The sequence below is a fragment of the Synechococcus sp. R6-10 genome (genome assembly GCF_047461815.1).
Classification (GTDB): Bacteria; Cyanobacteriota; Cyanobacteriia; order Thermostichales; family Thermostichaceae; genus Thermostichus.
Genome location: NZ_JANSHW010000093.1, coordinates 1 through 17,217 on the forward strand (window position 1 = coordinate 1; position 17,217 = coordinate 17,217).

Annotated in this window: 18 protein-coding genes and 1 pseudogene; 7 read left to right on the forward strand and 12 right to left on the reverse strand. The window is 56.4% G+C overall.

From position 1 onward, the window contains the following. Nucleotides 1–602 (forward strand): tetratricopeptide repeat protein (locus NW837_RS03155; RefSeq protein ID WP_414329226.1); only part of this gene is annotated, 602 nt, incomplete at its 5' end. 47 nt (nt 603–649) lie between these two features. On the opposite strand, the gene NW837_RS03160 is transcribed toward NW837_RS03155, so the two are convergent. The 3 genes from NW837_RS03160 to selD all read right to left on the reverse strand — a co-directional run bounded on the left by NW837_RS03160 (nt 650) and on the right by selD (nt 3,637). Then, nucleotides 650–1,786, reverse strand: a complete 1,137-nt coding sequence (locus NW837_RS03160) for an ABC transporter permease (RefSeq protein WP_414329227.1) — start codon at nt 1,784–1,786, stop codon at nt 650–652. Between the two features lie 142 nt (nt 1,787–1,928). Then, a complete protein-coding gene (locus NW837_RS03165) occupies nt 1,929–2,426 on the reverse strand; it encodes a hypothetical protein (RefSeq protein ID WP_414329228.1) in 498 nt (165 codons plus the stop codon). Between the two features lie 143 nt (nt 2,427–2,569). After that, nucleotides 2,570–3,637, reverse strand: coding sequence for a selenide, water dikinase SelD (gene selD / locus NW837_RS03170; RefSeq protein ID WP_414329229.1), 1,068 nt, complete (start codon nt 3,635–3,637; stop codon nt 2,570–2,572). A 117-nt stretch (nt 3,638–3,754) separates the two neighbouring features. Here selD and NW837_RS03175 point away from each other — a divergent pair, with 117 nt between their 5' ends. Next, a complete protein-coding gene (locus NW837_RS03175) occupies nt 3,755–7,252 on the forward strand; it encodes a DNA polymerase III subunit alpha (protein ID WP_414329230.1) in 3,498 nt (1,165 codons plus the stop codon). A gap of 37 nt (nt 7,253–7,289) precedes the next feature. Here the strand turns inward: NW837_RS03175 and NW837_RS03180 are convergent, their stop codons facing one another. From NW837_RS03180 to NW837_RS03220, 9 genes and pseudogenes are all read right to left on the reverse strand, one after another. Further along, a complete protein-coding gene (locus NW837_RS03180) occupies nt 7,290–7,550 on the reverse strand; it encodes a glutaredoxin family protein (RefSeq protein ID WP_414329232.1) in 261 nt (86 codons plus the stop codon). A 9-nt stretch (nt 7,551–7,559) separates the two neighbouring features. Continuing rightward, complete coding sequence (locus NW837_RS03185; RefSeq protein WP_414329233.1) at nt 7,560–8,387, reverse strand: carbon-nitrogen hydrolase family protein; 828 nt, start codon at nt 8,385–8,387, stop codon at nt 7,560–7,562. 40 nt (nt 8,388–8,427) lie between these two features. Further along, nucleotides 8,428–8,649, reverse strand: a complete 222-nt coding sequence (locus NW837_RS03190) for a DUF2839 domain-containing protein (RefSeq protein ID WP_414329235.1) — start codon at nt 8,647–8,649, stop codon at nt 8,428–8,430. A gap of 133 nt (nt 8,650–8,782) precedes the next feature. Further along, the gene (locus NW837_RS03195) at nt 8,783–9,529 is read right to left on the reverse strand and encodes an anti-sigma factor domain-containing protein (RefSeq protein WP_414329236.1); all 747 of its coding nucleotides are present in this window, start codon (nt 9,527–9,529) and stop codon (nt 8,783–8,785) included. Further along, nucleotides 9,526–10,107 (reverse strand): sigma-70 family RNA polymerase sigma factor, encoded by a 582-nt coding sequence (locus NW837_RS03200; RefSeq protein ID WP_414329237.1) that lies wholly within the window; start codon nt 10,105–10,107, stop codon nt 9,526–9,528. The genes NW837_RS03195 and NW837_RS03200 overlap by 4 nt, the downstream gene beginning before the upstream one ends. 287 nt (nt 10,108–10,394) lie before the next feature. After that, nucleotides 10,395–10,592 (reverse strand): annotated as a pseudogene (locus tag NW837_RS03205) (DUF4394 domain-containing protein); the annotation flags it as partial. A gap of 369 nt (nt 10,593–10,961) precedes the next feature. Then, on the reverse strand, nt 10,962–11,744 hold the full coding sequence (locus NW837_RS03210; protein ID WP_414329238.1) for an ABC transporter permease: 783 nt from the start codon (nt 11,742–11,744) through the stop codon (nt 10,962–10,964). A 17-nt stretch (nt 11,745–11,761) separates the two neighbouring features. After that, a complete protein-coding gene (locus NW837_RS03215) occupies nt 11,762–12,505 on the reverse strand; it encodes a class I SAM-dependent methyltransferase (protein ID WP_414329240.1) in 744 nt (247 codons plus the stop codon). A gap of 30 nt (nt 12,506–12,535) precedes the next feature. Beyond that, nucleotides 12,536–13,063, reverse strand: coding sequence for an FHA domain-containing protein (locus tag NW837_RS03220; protein ID WP_011432802.1), 528 nt, complete (start codon nt 13,061–13,063; stop codon nt 12,536–12,538). Between the two features lie 391 nt (nt 13,064–13,454). Between NW837_RS03220 and NW837_RS03225 the strand changes: the two genes are divergently transcribed. The 5 genes from NW837_RS03225 (at nt 13,455) to NW837_RS03245 (ending at nt 17,188) form a co-directional block, all read left to right on the forward strand. Next, nucleotides 13,455–14,099 (forward strand): DUF3038 domain-containing protein, encoded by a 645-nt coding sequence (locus NW837_RS03225; RefSeq protein WP_011432801.1) that lies wholly within the window; start codon nt 13,455–13,457, stop codon nt 14,097–14,099. Nucleotides 14,100–14,160: 61 nt separating this feature from the next. Then, nucleotides 14,161–15,108, forward strand: coding sequence for a DUF4335 domain-containing protein (locus tag NW837_RS03230; RefSeq protein ID WP_414329241.1), 948 nt, complete (start codon nt 14,161–14,163; stop codon nt 15,106–15,108). A gap of 400 nt (nt 15,109–15,508) precedes the next feature. Beyond that, a complete protein-coding gene (locus NW837_RS03235; RefSeq protein ID WP_414329243.1) occupies nt 15,509–16,546 on the forward strand; it encodes a CobW family GTP-binding protein in 1,038 nt (345 codons plus the stop codon). 91 nt (nt 16,547–16,637) lie between these two features. Next, nucleotides 16,638–16,964 (forward strand): hypothetical protein, encoded by a 327-nt coding sequence (locus tag NW837_RS03240; protein WP_414329244.1) that lies wholly within the window; start codon nt 16,638–16,640, stop codon nt 16,962–16,964. Between the two features lie 2 nt (nt 16,965–16,966). Then, complete coding sequence (locus NW837_RS03245; protein WP_011432797.1) at nt 16,967–17,188, forward strand: hypothetical protein; 222 nt, start codon at nt 16,967–16,969, stop codon at nt 17,186–17,188. Nucleotides 17,189–17,217 lie beyond the last annotated feature (29 nt).

Below are 17,217 nucleotides of genomic sequence, written 5' to 3' on the forward strand. Positions count from 1 at the left end.
CACCCGCATCTCCTCCGGATCAGCCAATTTGGGTTTACAAGCCCACCCCCATCGATCCCAAAAGCATCAGCCGCCAAGCGCCCCTTCGACCTCAAGCTGCAGAGCCTGCCCCTTCCCCTCAACCATCGGCGAAGAGGGACGACTATCTGCCGGTTCAGCACGCCCCGGATTTGAAAAACCCGCAGCAGGGATCCCCCTTTGTGCGGCGACTGAACCAACTGCATCGCCAGTTTAAGGATCAGCCCACAGCGGAACTGGCGCTACAACTGGCGGAAGCCTACGACGAGCAAAAGAACTTTAAAGAGGCCCAGCGCTACTACCGAGAGGTTTTGGATCTGGATGACTCTTGGCTGTTACGACCGATGGTGCAAGAGCGCCTAGAAGAGCTGCGGCAACTGCAGGAGCCAACAGCCGAACAGAATCCTTGGGCAGATCTCTCAGCCCAAAACTTGCTCAAGCTAGGAGAAAAGTTGGAACAGGAAGGGGAAGTGGCTCGTGCCGAGCAAGTTTACCGGCAGATCCTGAAAATGGATGCCACCCTGGATGTCCATGCTAAGGCTCGCAAGGGTCTAAACCGGCTCTATCCCGACGGAAAGCGGTGATTTGCAGGCCACTCCATTCCCCTCACTCGGCGCAATGGGGAAGCAGCTCACCCTTCCCGAGGATCGAGGGCGTCTCGCAAACCATCCCCCAGCAGGTTAAAGGATAGAGAGGTCAGCACCACCATCAAAGTGGGGGCCAGCACCAGCCAGGGTTGTAGGATGATCACCGAAGCGTTGGTGGCCAGCGAGAGCATGTTGCCCCAAGAGGCATCCGGCTGTTGGATCCCCAACCCAATGAGGCTCAGCACCGACTCTGCTGCAATGTAGCCGGGCACCGCCAAGGTTGCCGAGATCACCACATAAGTAGCTGTCTGGGGCAAAATATGCCGCACCAGCAGATACAGGGATCCAGCCCCGGCTACCCGCGCTGCCTGCACAAAGTCCCGCTCTCGCAAGGACAGCACCTGCCCACGAATCACCCTGGCTAGGCCCGCCCAACCCACAAAAGAGAGGATCACCACAATCACCAAGAAGCGCTCGGCATTGCTGAAGGGCACCCCGGTCAGCGGATTCACCTGCAACACCGCTGCCAGCGACACCAGCAGATACAGCGTCGGAATCGACATCAACACCTCTGCCAAGCGCATCAGGAGCGTATCCACCCAGCCCCCAAGGTAGCCGGATATGGCCCCCACCAGCAGACCAATGGGGAAAGAGATGCCAATGCCCACCAAGCCGATAAACAGGCTGACGCGCCCGCCATAGACCAAGCGACTGAAATAGTCTCGACCTTGATCATCGGTGCCCAGCAGGTGTAGCCGTGCCACAGAGGGCTCTTCGCCGATTGGGGATCCCACCTGTCCCTCTTCTGCAACAGGCCGCAGCGGGACGGTGCCAAACAGATGCCGATCCCAGGGGATCAACCCCAACCAACGGTAGGGAGTACCGACCACAAACAAGCGGATCCCGGCTGGACGGCTGGTATCCACCAAGAGCGGGCGTTCTCCCGTTTCCAGATCCACTGGCCCCTGGCGGGTTGGATAAACGTGGGGCCCAATCCAAGCGCCCGATTCATCCCAAAAGTGAATGGCGGTGGGCGGCAGAAGGGATCCCCCCGGTTGAGATTCCAGTGGGCTGTAGGGGGCAACGAACTCGGCAAAAATGGCGCAGGCGTAGAAAACAAGAAGAATGTAGGCTCCTACTTGGGCCCATCGGTTTTGGCGAAGCCGTTTCCACCACTGCATAAGGCAGAGATTCCAGTCGAGTCCAGTTGAACCAAATGCCAGCAGTGTAGCTGATCGTGTCTTGTTCCAGTTGCAGAGAGGGCTGCAAGGTGTCACCGATTCATGCTGGCAGGACGAGTCCCTTCCCCAGTCCAAGACAAGCTCAGCCTGCCAAGGAATAGCTGGGACTGTAGAGGGCCGTCATCTCCATCCGCACCGCAGCAATCGTCTGGGGCAGCACCCCCACCAGCCGTGCCAAAATGTCATCGGGCAATTGGCTAACCAAATCCGCAGAGAAAAATTCCTCTAAGCTAAAGAGCAAAACCCGCGCCCGCTGGGCCGGCAAAGGATTGTCGGTGATTTGCTGCAGCCAACGCATCCAGTGCAGCCGCTTGGCATAGGCACTTTGCCGCTCTTGGTGGTCTTGCGGATGCAGCAAAACCACATCCCCAATGGGGACAACGCCGCCGGACTCCACATCCAAGGGCCCCCCCACCGCAGCGCCTGGCCCGGCAAACTCAGCATGAAACGTCTTGCAGATGATCAGGGCGTTGTGCCGCTGGGGATCCACCATCAGCAATTGCCCACTGCTGAGGGTGCGGATCAATTGGCCAGGCTCGACTCGCTGGACCAGACTATGGCTGGGGGGAAGCTCGCTCATAGATCTCAGGATATCCTAACCTTCCCTTGCCTTACATGGTATCTTTAACTTTCTCAGAGCTGCTTGACGCAATCTTCATACTGAGCCCTCTATCGAGACTTTGCATGAGACTTTGCATGGTGAGTATTGCCAGAGGGTCTTCTTCAGGCTGCCGCTGGGCTGAGGCTGATCTTGCCGGTAACATGGATTCTGGTGTCTCCAGCTTGGCATCGGCCAATGCGACGGGCGTAGGGGTAGCCGGCACTGTGCAGCTCTTGCAAGAGGTCTGAGGTGTAGCCGGGATCCACCGCCACCAGCAAGCCCCCGCTGGTTTGGGGATCTGCCAGCAGCAGTTGCTGCCACTCGGGCAGGGATTCTGCCTGTACCCCCTCATAGCCCTGCCAATTGCGACGAGCCGCCCCTGGAAAGATCCCCGCCTCTGCCAGCGAGAGCGCTTCTGCCAAAAACGGAATGGAAGCCAGATCCAAACTGGCCCCCACCCCCGAGCCGCGACAGACTTCCAGCAAGTGTCCCACCAGGCCAAACCCTGTTACATCCGTCATGGCGTGAACTTGCGGTCGCCGAGCCAGTTGCGAGCCGATGCGATTCAGCTGGGTCATCACCTGCAAAACTTCCGCGTAGCCTGCCGCACTGAGCTGACCCTTTTTCAGAGCGGTGGTCATCACCCCGATCCCCAGCGGCTTGGTCAGGATCAGATCGTCCCCGGCTTGGGCCGTGGCATTGCGGCGAATGTGGTGTGGATGGGCCAAACCTGCTGCCACCAAGCCGAAGATGGGCTCCGGCGAATCGATGGAGTGCCCCCCGGCCAAAGGGATCCCGGCTTCTTGGCAAACCTGGATCCCTCCGGCCATGATCCCTTGGATGGCCTGCATCGGCAGGGTATTGACCGGCATGCCCAAAACCGCCAAAGCCAGAATGGGAGTGCCCCCCATCGCGTAGACATCGGAAAGGGCATTGGTCGCCGCGATCCGACCAAAATCCACCGGCTCATCCACAATCGGCATGAAGAAGTCGGTGGTCAAAATTAGGGCTTGGTGGTCGTTTAGTTGATAGACAGCCGCATCATCGCTGGTTTCAGCTCCCACCAACAAAGCCGGATTTGGGGATAGCAGGGGCACATCCCTGAGAATTTGTTGCAGCAGGGCCGGGGCAATTTTACAGCCGCAGCCACCGCCGTGGGAGTACTGGGTGAGGCGAATGGGAGCATCCATAGATTCAAGAAAAGGGAAAAAACATCAGCTGACTTTACTGTAGCGGCATCTGCAGGCAGTCGAGAAATGGACACGCTGAGTTAAGGTTAAAGGGATCCCACTATCCATAGCGTTGCCATGTCTTTTGTTCCTTTGCATCTCCACAGCGAATACAGCCTCTTGGATGGCGCCAGCCAATTGCCGCGTCTGATCGAGCAGGTGGTGGCTATGGGTTTGCCGGGGCTGGCCCTGACGGATCACGGTGTCATGTATGGGGCGTTAGAGCTGGTGAAACTGTGTAAAAGCAAAGGGATTACTCCAATCATCGGCAATGAAATGTATGTAATCAACGGCGATATCCGCGACAAAAGCCGCAAGTACCCCAAGTATCACCAAGTGGTTCTGGCCAAAAACACCCAGGGCTACAAAAACTTAGTGAAGCTAACCACCATTTCCCATCTACATGGCATTCAAGGGAAAGGGATTTTCTCTCGCCCCTGCATCAACAAAGAGTATTTGGTGCAATACAAAGAAGGGCTGATCGTCACCAGCGGCTGCTTGGCAGGAGAAGTGCCTCAAGCTATTTTGCAGCGGCGGCCAGAAATTGCCCGTGAAGTTGCCGCTTGGTACCAAGAGCAGTTTGGGGATGATTATTACATCGAGATTCAGGATCACGGTTATCAAGAAGATCGCTTTGTCAATGTGCAGTTGGTGCGCATCGCCCGCGAATTGGGGATCCCGATCATCCTCACCAACGATAGCCATTTTATTTCCTGCTGGGATGTAGAGGCCCACGATGCTCTGCTCTGCATTCAAACAGGCAAATCCCTTACTGAAAAAAATCGCCTTCGCTACACCGGAACCGAATACCTGAAAAGCCCAGAAGAGATGCGCCGTCTCTGCCGTGACCATTTGGAACAGGAGGTGATTGACGAGGCCATCGCCAACACCCTGAAGGTGCTGGAAAAGATCGAGGGCTATGACCTATTTGGGGAAATGCGCATGCCCGACTACCCGGTTCCACCGGGCCATTCTGCCGATAGCTATCTCACAGAATTGGCCTGGCAGGGGCTGGCGAAGCGCTGCGGTGTTGCTCAGCCGGATCAGATCCCCCAAAACTACCAGGAGCGCCTGCGCTTTGAGCTGAACATCATCCAACAAAAGGGCTTCTCCAGCTATTTCCTGGTGGTCTGGGACTACGTTCGCTATGCCCGCGAGCAGGGGATCCCGGTGGGGCCGGGGCGAGGCTCGGCAGCAGGATCCCTGGTGGCCTATGCCCTACAAATTACCAACATTGACCCGGTTAAATACGGCCTACTGTTTGAGCGATTTCTCAATCCAGAACGTCAATCGATGCCGGATATCGATACGGATTTTTGCATCGAGCGGCGGGGAGAGCTGATCGACTATGTGACCCGCAAATACGGCCAAGAGCGAGTCGCCCAGATCATCACCTTTAACCGCATGACCTCTAAAGCCATTCTCAAAGATGTCGGTCGAGTCTTAGACATTCCCTACTCAGAAGCCGACAAAATGGCGAAATTGATCCCGGTATCCCGAGGCAAGCCCGCAAAATTGGAAGAGATGATTGGCGAGGATACTCCCGCTCCAGAGTTCAAAGAAAAATACGAGAAAGACCCAACCACCCACCGCTGGATCGAGCTGGCACGTTTGTTGGAGGGCACCAACAAAACCTTCGGGGTTCACGCTGCCGGTGTGGTGATTGCTAAGGATCCCTTAGATGAGATCGTGCCTCTGCAGTACAACAATGAAGGCCAAATTATCACCCAGTACTCGATGGAAGATATCGAGTCTTTGGGCTTGCTGAAGATGGACTTTTTGGGTCTGCGCAACCTGACGATGATTCAGCGGGCAGTGGAACTGATCCGAGAACACAATGGCGTCAATATAGATCTGGATAACCTACCCCTAGACGACAAGAAAACCTACCAGCTTTTGGAAAAGGGAGAGCTGGAAGGGATCTTCCAACTGGAATCTTCTGGCATGAAGCAGGTGGTGCGGGAGCTCAAACCTTCCAACCTGGAAGATATTTCTTCAGTATTGGCCTTGTACCGGCCAGGCCCATTGGATACGGGAATGATCCCCGACTTTATCGATCGCAAGCACGGTCGCAAACCGGTAACCTATGCCCACGAACTCCTCAAGCCCATTCTTCAGGATACCTACGGAGCCATCCTCTACCAGGAACAGATCATGCGCATTGCCCAAGACATGGCCGGATACACATTAGGCCAAGCCGATCTGCTGCGGCGAGCGATGGGGAAAAAGAAAGTCTCCGAGATGGAGAAACACCGCGAGCAATTTGTGCAGGGGGCAGCCAAGCGGGGTGTAAGCCAAGAAGTTGCCACAGAATTGTTTGATCAAATGGTTGCTTTTGCCGAGTATTGCTTCAATAAATCGCATTCTACTGCCTATGGGTTGATTACTTTTCAAACAGCTTACCTCAAGGCCAATTACCCAACGGAATATATGGCAGCCTTGCTCTCTTCTGTGGGGGGAGATCAGGACAAGGTACAGCGCTACATCACCTATTGCTTGTCAATTGGGATCCAAATTCAGCCGCCGGATATCAACCGTTCTGGAATGGACTTTACTCCCCAGGGATCCAGCATTTTGTTTGGTCTGGGGGCAGTGAAGAATGTAGGGGAGGGGGCCATTCAAAACATTTTGGCTGCCCGTCAAGCTGATGGCTCCTTCACCTCTCTGGCGGATTTTTGCCAGCGGGTGGATCTGCGCATTGTTAACCGTCGTGCCCTGGAGGCCCTGATTTGTGCGGGCGCTTTTGATTGTATTTCTGGAAATCGTAAACAACTAATTGCCGATTTGGATCCCATCCTCAGTTGGGCAGCGCAGCGAGCCAAGTCCAAAGCCATCGGCCAAGCCAGCTTGTTCGATCTACTGGGGAGCAATAGCAGCGCCGGCAATGGATTTGTGGAGGCTCCGCGTGGGCCGGCTACTGAAGATTTTCCACCTCAGGAAAAGTTGAGGCTAGAACGGGAGCTGCTGGGGTTTTATGTCTCGGATCATCCGCTGCGGCGCATTCAGGAGCAAGCGCGGCTGCTGGCCCCTGTAAACCTAGCTGACTTGGGCGGCTGCGCAGCCGATGCCTCTGTGGGCGTTCTCGCCCTGGTGACTGCCATTAAAAATGTCACAACCAAGAAAGGGGATCGCATGGCCATTTTGCAACTGGAAGATCTCACCGGCAGTTGTGAAGCAGTGATCTTCCCCAAAACCTATGAACGTTTGCGCGGTTGCCTGGAGGTGGATCAACGGCTATTGGTTTGGGCCAAAGTGGATCAGCGGGATGAACAGGTGCAACTGATTGTGGAAGATTTACAACCGATTGAATCTGTTAGTTGGGTAACGGTGGAGATCCCTCTCGACTCTGCTGGGACACTGGAGGATCGATACCGTTTACAGACGCTAATCGCTCGCCAACGCTCGGAAACCAAAGAAGAAAATCGCATTCCTGTCGTGGCTGCCATCACCGCCCATCCCCATACCCTTTGGGTGAGAATGGGATCCCAATTTTGGGTTAACAATGCCCAAGCCGCCGTTGAAGCCCTGCGTCAAGCCGGCTACACCGCCCGCAGCGAATCGCTGCTCTCTCCATAGGCATGGCAGAGAAAGCTCCGGCAGCAGCAGGAGAAATTCAACGGAGCTGTTTCTCAAGCCAAGCCCGCAACTGGCTTACCGTCAGCCGAGGGGAAGGACGTGGTAAAGGTCGCTCGGGATCCCTTGCCAGGGTGAGCACGGGAACTTCCAGTTGGTATTGCTCCCACCAACTCGGGTTGGAGGTGATGTCGCGGACTTCCAGATCACGGATTTCGGGGATCTGCCGCAACTTCTCCACCAAGCTCTCGCAGAGGTGGCAGCCGGGTTTGCTGTAGAGAATCAGGGGGGGCCAAGGCACAGCGGATCCCTAGCGGGTGACGCTACAGGCCAGCCGCCGGTGTTGCAGGGAAGGCATCTGCCGCCTGACCAACTGGAAACGCTCTGGGTTAATTTCAGCAATGGCCACCCCCGGTTTTTCGCCACCCGCATCCGCCAAGATAGTCCCCCAGGGGTCCACGATCATGGCATGGCCGTGACACTGTCGCCGCTCGTAGTGGGTGCCCACCTGGGCGGGGGCTATCACGTAACAGGTGTTCTCAATGGCCCGGCATTGCAGCAAAACCTGCCAGTGATCCCGACCCGTGTAGGCCGTGAAGGCGGCAGGGATGAGCAAAATCTGGGCTCCGCGATCCACCAGGGATCGGTACAGCTCTGGAAAGCGTACGTCGTAGCAGACCGACAAACCGAGGTTCCCCAGTTGCTCTTGCTCGCAGGTGACCACCTCATCTCCGCTGACCACCGTGTTCGACTCGCGGTAGGTATTGCCGTCGGGCAGATTGACATCGAACAGGTGGATTTTGCGATAGCGGGCCAGCTCTTTGCCGTCAGGGCTGTAGAGGGCAGCGGTATTGTAAACTTTGCCCTGCCCGTCCGGCACAGGATACCCTCCTCCCAAAATAAATACTTGGTAGCGCTGGGCCATCTTGGCCAAAAACTCCTCCGCCCGCTCCGCAATCTCGGGGGCAAGGCGGGCTTTCTCGGCTTCCGGCCCCATGAAGGCAAAGTTTTCTGGTAGCGTCACCAGCTCGCATCCCTGGCGCACTGCAAAGTCGATCCACTCTTCCGCCTGCTGCAAGTTGCTGGCCAGATCGGGAATGCTGGTCATTTGAATGGCGGCTGCCAGATAAGAGCGCATAGACGGAAACTCCAAAGGATGCTAAAGGGGATCCGGCCGGCTAGCCGACCAGATGCCACCAGCCGAAGGCAGGCCCTACAAATCGGATCACCACCCAAATGATGGCCAGGAGAATGATGCCTGCCCAAGCGCCACGGGTTGTCCAATTGTAGATGGCGCGAGCTTGCCCTTTGGTGAGGGGAATATCCTTGAGGTTGGGAAACACCAGCTCTTGGTCGGGATCTTGGCTGATGCGGGTTTTACGGCGCTTCGCTTCGCCCATGGGGTGGCCTCCAAGTTCTTCGCTGGGGTGGCGACTTTTATCTTAAGGCCTTCTGCCTTGGTCACAAGACTGGGTTGACATCCATCTGCATCACAATCGCCTACTTGTGCCATCGGGCCACGCCAATCCATCCCTAGCCGGAAATCCACAAAGGGGATCCCTGGTGCTCTTGGGGACGATTGCCATCCTCTTCGGTAATGGCCACAGCCCGCACCCATTCTGTAGATTCAAACACCGGCGGTAGGCGCAGCTCCTGTTGGCGATTTCCTGTTTCATCCACCGGAAAAGCTGCCACGAGAACGGCCCCCGCCCTATCGGTGGTAAAGGGCGCCTCCGGTTCCAGCACCACCCACAGGGCATAGACCCGGCCTTCCGGCAAAGGCGGCAACCCTTGGGCCACCAATCGCCCTTGCAGGCGCTGGGGATCCACCTCAAGCTTGACCGAGCCGGCCAGGTTCTCCGCAGTCGGCTGCAATTCGTAGGTCAACACCTCGCCAGGGATCCCTTGCGTCTGGGCTAGCTGCAGCCTGCGCCACAGGTAGAGGTTCCCCAGCCCCAAAGCGACGATCAAGCCTGCGGCCACCGCCCCCAAGCCCCGTTGCCAGAGATGGGATCCCTTGGCAACCCAGGTGGGGGTGTGCATCGGTTGGGCTGCCTGCGCCTGCAACAGAGAAGCCCGTAGGGCGGGGGGAGGTTGCTTTTCCTCTATACCGTAGGCTGTCTCCAATGCCTGTTGCAAAGCCTGCAGTTCTCGGTGCAGCTCCGGGCGCAGCTTGAGCAATGCCTCCAGCCGGTCGGCCTCTTCCGGGGAGAGATCCCCCAGCACATAGCCTGCCAGCCACAGTTGCAGTTCTTCGGGAGACACAGATTCGGCTTTCATGAGGGGCCTCCCAACAACTCGCGCAGCCGCAGCAAACCCCGCCGGGCTCTGGCTTTGACCGTTCCCAAAGGCAGATCCAGTTGCTTGGCAATTTCCGTTTGGCTCATGCCTTCGTAATAGGCCATCTTCAAGACTTGCCGCTGACTTTCGGACAACTCGGCCAAAGCCGTTTGCACCTCAACCACCTGCTCTGCTTGAGCCAACTGCTCCAAGGCGGGATCCGCAGCAGGGTTGCCCTGTAATTCCACTCTGCCCCGTTCCAAGGAACGCTGTCGACTCCGCCAAGAGCGCAGCCGATCCAAACAGCGAGAGCGGGCCAAGATGCTCAGGTAGGTGCGCAGGGATCCCCGCCTGGGATCGAAGGCAGAACGGGCCAAGTTCAAAAAAATATCTTGGGTGAGATCTTCGGCTTCGGCAGTACTGCCCAGCATTTTGCAGGCAATTCCGTACACCAAGCCGGCATGTCGGTCGTAGAGAATGGCCAGAGCTTGTGACCGGCCTGCTTTTAGGGCTGCAAACACCTCTGCATCGGTTTTTTCCTGCAGGGATTCCTCAGCTTTGTCACCCTCGATCTTCATGAGTGGGAAGAGGAAACGGGATGGAAAAGAGAAAGAAACTGCAGAGGCACAAGCATCGCCCAGAGTAATCCAAGCAGGGCAGCGGCTCTCATAATTTATCGTCTGCATAGGCGGAGGTCAACCCTGACTTGTGGGGAAATAGAAGGCCCAATCCTGAGCTGGGATCGGGCCACGCAAGGGATCAACTGCGGCAATGATTTCAAAAAGTTGATCCAAACCCATGAATTCAAAATGTTGATTAACGCTGATGAATCTTGATTTAGATAGGCAAATAGGAATCGGCCTTCCTAGAGGGCAGCCAAGCCAAAGAACGGCCCACCCGGCAGCGTGCCCAGGGATGTGGCACGACCGGTGTTGAGGTCAATTCGATACAAGGTGGAGCCGCCGATGGCAAAGCCGGTATCCACCCCATCAGCAGTACGGATGTCAAACCCGCCCACAGGGCCGAAGTTCACCCCCAGAGGGCCAATGGGCACCTGAACCCCATCGTTGGGGGGTTAACAGCAGCTGCTGTTTTTATCATCGTTTGCCACAGCCCAAGAGAGCAAAACTGCCGGCTATCACAGATGCTGCTACAAAGCTTGTGTGTTTGTGCATTGAACAGGCTCCTCAAAAGATCGACAAACCATCAAAACCACTGACAGACAAGCCCCCCTAAACCACAGAGCCTGTGGCTGCAAAGCGCTGCAGTGAAAACTTTTTTGCCCTCAACCCAGAGAACTCTGCGATTCCCTCTGCCTTGTGAAGGAGAAGGCAGTTGTTCTCTGCGATGGCAGCGCATGGGGCGCGTCTGTAGAAATTACTCAACTCCTGGAAACTCGGATGCCTGGGATCCAAGCTTTTTGGCCCAGACTTTAACTGGAAGCGCTGGTGTAAAAGCGCAGGGCAAAGCGCCAGAAGAGATGGGATCCCCACAACAGCCCTGCCGCCAGCAGAGCGGATCCCAGCAGCCACGGCCATTGGGCTCGCCCCAGCAGGGTCTCCGCCGGGATGGTGGTCAGGAAAGCCACCGGCACGACGAAGGTGAAAAACACGCGGTAGGCCACCGGATAGGCCACTATCGGAAATCGTCCTGCCTCTACTAGGCCCCGCAGCACCTCGGTGACGTTGTAGATTTTCACAAACCAAATGCTGGTGGCTCCCAACATAAACCAGAGGCTATAGAGGATGATCAGCCCCAGCAGCAGAGGCAACAGCCCCACCGCATAGGCCCACCCGGGCAAGCCCAACTGGATCCCGGCATGGAGAATGAGCAGTAGGCCAAAACCCACATCCGTCAAGCCCCAGGGGGAAAACACCCTGGCCGACAGCCAAAACTGGCTGCTTATTGGCTTTAGCAAAACAAAATCCAAGGTGCCTTCCTGCACCTGCTGCACAATGCGATTGAGGTTGACGTTAAAGAGACTGGCCGACACCCCCTGCAGAATGGTGAACACCCCCAACACGATGAGGGCTTCCGGCCAACTCCAACCGCCCAGCCGGTGCCCCTGCTGGTAAAACAACGACAGCCCAAACAGAGCGGATCCCAAGCCACCCAGACTGCTGAGGCTGGCAAAGAAAAAATTGGCACGGTACTCCATTTCTGCCGCGATTGAGGTGCTCCAAAACAGCCACAATATCCGCAAATAGCGCAGCACCTTGGTTTTCTCCAATCTCAGCTTTTATCCCACTTGCGGTAACAGCGGGCGGTAATGAAATAGGGGTGAAACACCTCCAAAAAACGGCTTTGCAGCACCTGAAAGAATTGCTCTACCTTTTGCGGGTCGTCCAGGTGAAAAGGAAACTCGCCGTTAAACCCCTTGAAAAAGTACCAGTTGATCAAAAGCTTACCTGACGGCTTGAGCCAGTCGTAAAACTGCCGCAACTGCGCTGCCGGATCCGCCAGATGTTCCACCACATCGAAGCAGATGACCGTGTCAAAAAAGATCTCTTCTGGGAAGTTTTCTGGACAGTGGATGCGCTCGGTTAAGCCCAGCTTTTCCGCCCGCCATTGCACAAACTGCCGATGGATGGGGTTGATATCCCAGAAGATCACCTGATCCACCGCTGCGCAGAGGGCCGCCCCGATAGCATGGGTGCCGATGCCGCCGCCAAAATCCAACACCAACCCGCGGGCATGATCCGCCACCAGGCGTAAGGTATCGCCGATGTAGTCGGTGCTGCTCAGGTGCCAAGCCGCCAAATCCAGCAGATAGGCGGATCTCACCTGATCCCGATAAAACGCATCTGCCCGATCCCAGCCAAAGTCTCGCCGGCCCAACTCCGCCAATTGCTGCTGCCCTGCCCGCAGTTTCTCCCGCAGATCGGCAGCCCCAAGGCCCAGGAAGGATCCCAGATGGGCTTCTAGGTCAAAGGCATTTTGCCAGTAGCCGCTCAGAGCAGGTGGGATGGGGGGCACAGGAGGATTCAGAAGACTGGTTGGGTTGGCTTAGGCAACAGTGAAATCCTCTTCCTCTGGCTGAGCCAGGTTTTCCGGGTTCGGCTCCGTGTCTTTATTAAAATCAAAGGTGGATGGGGATGTAGAGCTAGCAGCATCCAGAGGCTGCAATAACTTGGCTAGGGTTTCCGGGCTGAGTCGATCCGTTGTCTCCACAATTGCTGTTACGTTCGGCCCAAACCTTATCTTATCTAGGAGCTGAAGGCGATGGGACAAAACCCGTTTTCCGTTGACGAATAGGCCATTGGTGCTGGGCCTGGATCCCGGACTGCCATCGAATACCATGTAGCTGTACTGCAGGGATCCCTGTGCAGTTGGCCCTGAACCTGGGATGCGGATGAGGGAAGCGTGTTTCCGAGAGACGCAGGGATCGTAAAGGCGAATATGATTGTCTTTAGACCGTCCCACTGAGTAATAGATACTATCCAGAACAACCCCCCTCTGCCCCAATCGATCCCTGAAGATCAAGACCCAGTGAACAGGGACAGGCTGAGTACTGCAGCGAGCAGAAGAGGCCATGATGAATCAAGCTGCACCTAGAGTCGCTGGTGTCAACAAAAGGGAAACTCAATAAAGGTGGGTAGTCACTTAGCTCTTAAAGGCCAAAGCAGCAGCTGCTTTCCCCATTATAAGTAGCCATCCCCCTGAGTCCAAAAGCCCAAGTTCAGCTAGGAGTAGGGGTGTTGCCGAAACAGAAACCGGCCCAGAAAACCCATTCTTATTGGTCTAAGATGCATCCAGAGTTACCCCGTTTTGGGGAAGAACCCTGAGAGCTCAACTCTCGGCAGGCTGGCGAGCAGTCTAGCATGCCCAAAGTCTTTTAGACTAGAGCGCAGGGAGGTAGGTTGCAGGTTTGGCTTGGACAGGAGATCATAGAGTTTCGTCGAAACCCAAAGCTCCCATTGACAGCGTGACGGTGGAACACAAGCACATTCAGTTAGACAGTCGGCCCGTTGGCCTGAACACAGCCACCGGTACCATCAAAGCCCAGTTGGACTTGCTACTGCTGGGGTTGGAGTCCCTGAGCGGAGAAAGTTCCGAAGCGGTTCTGGCCGCAGCCAAAGCCCTCAACTTGGAAGAGCAGATTGGCGACCGGGTGACCCTCTGGCGACTGCGCAATGCTAACCCCTTGCGCCGCAGCAGCGGTGGGCGCAAAAAGGTCGATATCGAAGAGGCCCGCGCCCTGGTGATGGTGATTGCCTATCTGGCTGCTCAGCAACAAGCCCGTATCCGCAGCACCTTGGAGCAACTGGAAGCCGCTGTCGATCAAGAGCTCAGCCCCTTCCGTCAGCCGCTGGTGGGAGATTACTTGGATGAATTCCTCTCTCACTACCGCAGCCGCATGGTGGATGGGGACGTGCGCGATGAGAATAGCCTCACCGAGCTGGCCCTGCGCATCTTGATTGAGCTGATGTTCTACAGTAGCCCGAAAGGCGCTCAGCGCCTGTGGAAAGCCTTGCTCAGCCGTCCTGAGATGGATTTGCCTGCCGGCAGCGATCTGGAAGAAGAGGGGGTAGCCCACAGCTCCGGCCCCGATGCCTCACCCTCTTCTTGAGGCAGTTTTGTCAATTATCGCCTCTGTAGCCCTCTACCCGTGTTGTTTGCCCGCAGTTGCCATGCCCAACCTTACCCTGGTTAGCCACACCTATCAACAGCCCACTTCTACGCTGACTGTACGGGGAGAAGCCCCTGCCGATTCCAATTCTTCAGACTCCTCTGCAACGCCGCCGCTGCAAGCCATCCAGCGCAGCTTCGAGTGTCAGTTGGAAATCCGCCAGGGGGAGACAGTCAAAACTTTACACGGCGATAACGTTTGGCTCAACGATTTGATCACCGTAATCGACCGCTACGTGGGATCCCACTTGAGTGGGGAACCCAAGGGAACCTTCAGCGGTACCGTGGCCATCCGTCCGCTTGATTTTATTTTTCATCGTCTCACGGTGCGCCAAGGGGAAGATCGCATCGCGCAGGTGGATTTGTCGATGACGCAGTTGTACGACCTGCTGGAGAACCTCTCCCAGGTGGCCGACGATATTCCCCAACTGGCCAATCTGGGAACTCCGGTGACGCGGGCTTGGTATCGACAGCCCACTGGGATCGCGGCCCTGCTGGTGGGAGGGATCGCAGTTGTGGCCGGTGTTGGGATCTGGGCCAGTCGCCCCCCTAGGGATCCCACAGCTTCCCCTTCCCCGCAAGAGCAGCTCACCATCCCTGCCTTGACGGGTCAATCGCAGCCTTTGGCCACATCCCTCCAAGAATCTGACCCAACAGCGGGAAGAGAGGCAGCAGGGGCGGATCCCCTTTCCCGTCTGCGAGACATTTTGGCAGAGCAGTGGCAGTCTCCCCCCGATTGGCCAGAGAGCTTGGTCTACCGGGTAACGGTGGATAGGACGGGATCCCTGCTGGCTGCCGAGCCGGAGAATGAGCTTGCCCGAGAGCGCCGAGCCGAAACCCCCTTTGCCGACCTGCCGGAGCTACCGCCGGATCCCTTGCCAACAGGTGCACAACAGTTCCGCGTCAGCCTAGAGCCGGGCAACCAGGTGGAAGTAACCCAGGACAGGTAGGCATCCCGACAGGCCAAGCTGGGGTGGGTCAGCACTATAGTCTACCTAGGGATGTTATCGATAGTCACTTCAGGTTAGGGTGAGACCCGTGGGCCACTGAGAACAGCTCTCTGGCCCCCTGCGTTCAACGTTTTAGGTGTTGGGTGCATTGTCCCAGTTTGAATCGAAATAACCCTACTTTCAGGGCCAGGGGATTAGAGGAAGCAATCTGACCCTGAAGAGTAAGCCAGAAAGAGAGAGGCCGCCGAGTTGGGAGAGCCAGGGCCACACTGGCGACGCCGCCAATGCCGAGGCGCAAAGGCTCTACCGACCGCATCTGAGAGGTTCACCCGGCCTCAGGGGACAAGGGCAATGAGGGTAAAGTGGAAGAGTTCCCTCTATATCGGATCACTGCCACTCTATGACCGCAACCATCGAAGTGCCTAAGCGAGGCTTACCTGTCACCATCATCACAGGTTTTTTGGGCAGTGGGAAAACCACCCTTCTCAACCACATCCTCAACAACCAGAAAGGGATGCGCACAGCGGTGCTGGTCAACGAATTCGGCGAGATCAGCATCGATGCGGAACTGATCGTCTCCAGCGAAGAAGACTTGGTGGAGCTGAACAACGGCTGCATCTGCTGCACCATCCGGGACGACATCGCCGAAAGCGTGTTGCGGTTGATGGAACGTTCCGACAAGATCGACTACCTGGTGGTGGAGACTACGGGATTGGCGGATCCCTTGCCGGTGGCCCTCACCTTTTTGGGGCCAGAATTGCGAGATCTGACGCGGCTAGACTCGATTATCACCCTGGTAGATGCCACCAACTTTGCCCCCGATCTGTTCAACAGCAACGTGGCCTACAGCCAAATTGCCTATGGAGATGTGATTCTCCTCAACAAAATCGATTTGGTCGAGGAAGCCGAGATCGAGCGTCTGGAAAAACGCATCCGCGAGATCAAAGAAGATGCCCGCATTTTGCGCACCGTCAACAGCGCAGTTCCCCTGGAGCTGATCTTGGATACCGATTTGTTTCAGGCCAGTTCCTTGCCCCAAGAAGAAGCCCATGATCACGACAGTCACGACCACCATGACCATGAGCACGATCATGACCACCACCACTCCCATCACAGCCACATCGAGGCTGACGGCTTTAACTCCCTAGCCTTTGAGAGCGATCAGCCCTTCTCTTTGGATGCTTTCCAAAATTTTCTCAACGAGTTGCCCGATGCAGTCTTTCGTGCCAAAGGGGTGTTGTGGTTCGAGGAAAGCCCAGAGCGACATATCTTTCACCTCAGCGGTCGGCGCTATACCCTCAGCAGCGATGAGTGGCCTCGCCAGCCCAAAAACCAGTTGGTGCTCATCGGTCAGCGCCTCGATACAGCCCAGCTGCGGAAAAAACTCCAGGCCTGTATTGCCCGTCCGGCCACGCGGGGTCGAGGGTTTGGTCGCTGAATCAGGGATTGGCGGCAGTCCAGGCTAAAGAAAGTCGGGCTACATTCCAGCACCCTCGATCATAAACCCCTGAGGTGATGGCGCACCCTCCATGTCCGACATCTTCGTGATGATCCGCAACCAGGCCAACAACGCGCTCACCTCTATCGATGGGATCCCTTTTCTCAGTTTCCTGGAGCGAGAGGGGCAGTTGATTGCAGAAGAAACCATTGAGTTGATCTATGCAGACGCTGGATTTGATGACCTGCCAATTGGAGAATACACTGTGGGGGTACGGCATGAACGGGTGGAACCCCCGAAAGCCACCTGCCCGGTAAGCATTACCTCTGAGGACGAGGTTGTTTTGGTAACATTTGTTTACCTTGAGCCCGAGCGGGTTCTGCTGACTATTCACGTCTCTGTGGAGAAGAGGTTGTAGCTATGACTGTCAAAGTCATCCCATCGCGCTCGATCAAAGCCTTTCGCTATCGGGTGTTTTGTTTGGGACAGGATCTCTGGAATGCCCGGGATCCGATTAGCCGTGCCAACCTTGCTCTGCAACTGGCGGATGCCGCTACGACTTTGGCCCGAATGGAAGTCCAAGCCGCTCAGCCCTTCAGCTCAAGCCCTTCCTATTCCCTGCCGGAAGCTGGCCATAGGTAGCCATCGATCCAGCCGGGAATCGAGGCCAG

Excerpts from the sequence above, each read along its gene's own strand:
- NW837_RS03160 (WP_414329227.1), bottom strand. The coding sequence starts at position 1,786 with ATGCAGTGGTGGAAACGGCTTCGCCAAAACCGATGGGCCCAAGTAGGA.
- NW837_RS03190 (WP_414329235.1), bottom strand. The coding sequence starts at position 8,649 with ATGGGCGAAGCGAAGCGCCGTAAAACCCGCATCAGCCAAGATCCCGAC.
- NW837_RS03235 (WP_414329243.1), top strand. The coding sequence starts at position 15,509 with ATGACCGCAACCATCGAAGTGCCTAAGCGAGGCTTACCTGTCACCATC.
- NW837_RS03220 (WP_011432802.1), bottom strand. The coding sequence starts at position 13,063 with ATGGCCTCTTCTGCTCGCTGCAGTACTCAGCCTGTCCCTGTTCACTGG.
- NW837_RS03175 (WP_414329230.1), top strand. The coding sequence starts at position 3,755 with ATGTCTTTTGTTCCTTTGCATCTCCACAGCGAATACAGCCTCTTGGAT.
- NW837_RS03185 (WP_414329233.1), bottom strand. The coding sequence starts at position 8,387 with ATGCGCTCTTATCTGGCAGCCGCCATTCAAATGACCAGCATTCCCGAT.
- NW837_RS03230 (WP_414329241.1), top strand. The coding sequence starts at position 14,161 with ATGCCCAACCTTACCCTGGTTAGCCACACCTATCAACAGCCCACTTCT.
- NW837_RS03165 (WP_414329228.1), bottom strand. The coding sequence starts at position 2,426 with ATGAGCGAGCTTCCCCCCAGCCATAGTCTGGTCCAGCGAGTCGAGCCT.
- NW837_RS03240 (WP_414329244.1), top strand. The coding sequence starts at position 16,638 with ATGTCCGACATCTTCGTGATGATCCGCAACCAGGCCAACAACGCGCTC.
- NW837_RS03195 (WP_414329236.1), bottom strand. The coding sequence starts at position 9,529 with ATGAAAGCCGAATCTGTGTCTCCCGAAGAACTGCAACTGTGGCTGGCA.
- NW837_RS03245 (WP_011432797.1), top strand. The coding sequence starts at position 16,967 with ATGACTGTCAAAGTCATCCCATCGCGCTCGATCAAAGCCTTTCGCTAT.
- selD (WP_414329229.1), bottom strand. The coding sequence starts at position 3,637 with ATGGATGCTCCCATTCGCCTCACCCAGTACTCCCACGGCGGTGGCTGC.
- NW837_RS03200 (WP_414329237.1), bottom strand. The coding sequence starts at position 10,107 with ATGAAGATCGAGGGTGACAAAGCTGAGGAATCCCTGCAGGAAAAAACC.